Genomic DNA, 1,090 nt, shown 5'->3' with positions numbered 1-1,090 from the left:
TGGGCCATAGGCAGACATTAGCGGAACTTCCCGAAAACGGACGCATTGGCTTTGCCAAAGGGACATAGCGCCCGGCAGTTGGTGTCACGGTTGCGCAGACGCATTCAATCTTGCCGGAAAGAGGATAGCGGGATGACCGAACGAATTTCGTTGGAGGGAAAGGTCGCGGTTGTGACTGGCGCAGGTCGCGGGCTTGGGCGAGCATACGTCGAACTTCTCGCCGAACGCGGCGCCCGGGTCGTTGTGAACGACCTGGGGACCGACGTATCGGGGTTCGGGAAGGATTCCACGATCGCGGAACATGTGGCCGACTTCATTCGATCCCGTGGAGGCGAGGCAATCGCGAATGACAGCAATGTTTCCACCCCTGAAGGTGGCAGTGACCTGATCGCGACGACCATCGAGCATTTCGGGAGAATAGACCTCCTCGTGAACAACGCTGGTATCTGCGGAAGCCAGCTATTCGAGGACGCCACACTTGGCGATTTCGATCACTATTGGCGGGTGCACCTCGGCGGGCCGGTTAACACGGTGAAGGCTGCCTGGCCGTATATGGTCGCACAGCGTTACGGAAAGATCATCCTCACGACGTCAGTCAGCGGCCTGTTTGGGATACGTGGCCAAGCCACCTACGCTGCGGCCAAGTGCGCAGTAGTTGGATTGATGCGCATTCTTGCAATTGAAGGTGCTGAGCATGGGATTCTCGTGAACACCATTTCGCCAGCCGGGTACACGAGGATGCACCCAGCGGCGGTTGCGAATCCGGCTTGGCTGAAGCACAGCGAAGCCACAATGCCGGTTGAGGCTGTTGCGCCAGCGATCGTCTGGCTGGCAAGCGATAGTTGTTCGGAAACGAACAAGATCTACAACGTGGAAGCCGGAATAGTCCAACGTATCGCTATCGTCATGGGGCCTGGCTTCCACGATCCACATCTGACACCCGAGAGCATCGCCGAGAACTACGCAAAGGTCGGATCGATCGAGGACTTCTTCGAGCCGGGTCCGTTCGAGCTCGGTCAGATACCCGCAACGGCGAAGTCTTGAGGAATGAGGTTACGTCATGCGACGTTCGACTCTGGCAGACAGCGTT

General features: G+C 58.0%; 1 protein-coding gene. It reads left to right on the top strand.

What is annotated here, in order from left to right:
• The first annotated feature begins 132 nt into the window (after positions 1–132).
• Positions 133–1,044, top strand: coding sequence for an SDR family NAD(P)-dependent oxidoreductase (locus tag GWG65_RS40170; protein ID WP_275200914.1), 912 nt, complete (start codon positions 133–135; stop codon positions 1,042–1,044).
• Positions 1,045–1,090: the final 46 nt, after the last annotated feature.

The organism is Bradyrhizobium sp. CSA207 (assembly GCF_029051685.1).
GTDB lineage: Bacteria > Pseudomonadota > Alphaproteobacteria > Rhizobiales > Xanthobacteraceae > Bradyrhizobium.
Note: the sequence above shows the minus strand (reverse complement) of the source record. Positions and strands in the feature narration are given on the sequence as shown.

Excerpts from the sequence above, each read along its gene's own strand:
- GWG65_RS40170 (WP_275200914.1), top strand. The coding sequence starts at position 133 with ATGACCGAACGAATTTCGTTGGAGGGAAAGGTCGCGGTTGTGACTGGC.